1 pseudogene is annotated in these 562 nt (G+C 39.1%); it reads left to right on the top strand.

Annotated features, from left to right (window positions below):
* Positions 1-61: 61 nt before the first annotated feature.
* A pseudogene (locus L5L91_RS22670) lies at positions 62-562 on the top strand (hypothetical protein); the annotation flags it as partial.

Here is a 562-nt window from a genome sequence, read left to right as displayed (position 1 = left end):
ATGTGTACAATTGCAAATTTGTCGATGGTGTACGTGCTGAAAATATTAATGCGAACGCAATATGACAGCAATAACACTACGGTTTGACACGCCTTGGTTGAATGCAGTTAGCCCAATATCAATCAGGTTTATTGACACACCCATTGTTGTTGATAATTCATTTGGTATCGAGTGTGGATTCAGTTGGTTTACGCTCGATGCCGTCGAACAAGCGTTAATATTGGCTCAGTTCTCAAGTGATATTGAATCTAAAATTGAATCACCTTGGGAAAATTACAACGCAGATGAAGTTGTAATAGAATCACCATGGATATCTAACATTGCAAACGATTCAGTTTTATCAATCAATTGGTTATTCAATCTAGATACCCAAACAAACACCAGCGTTAATTGGTCGCTGCCAATTGATCACCAAATCACATTAAGTGTTAACTGGGTTGTGCCAGATGAGCATCAAATACAATCCTTAATCAACTGGCTGAATATTGCCGCGCACCAGTTACACACTGCAGTCGCATGGATAGATGGTCAAGAGCAAGATAGCTCGTTGATTATTCAGTAC

The sequence above is a fragment of the Shewanella sp. SM55 genome, from assembly GCF_025654025.1.
GTDB lineage: Bacteria > Pseudomonadota > Gammaproteobacteria > Enterobacterales > Shewanellaceae > Shewanella > Shewanella oncorhynchi.
Note: the sequence above shows the minus strand (reverse complement) of the source record. Positions and strands in the feature narration are given on the sequence as shown.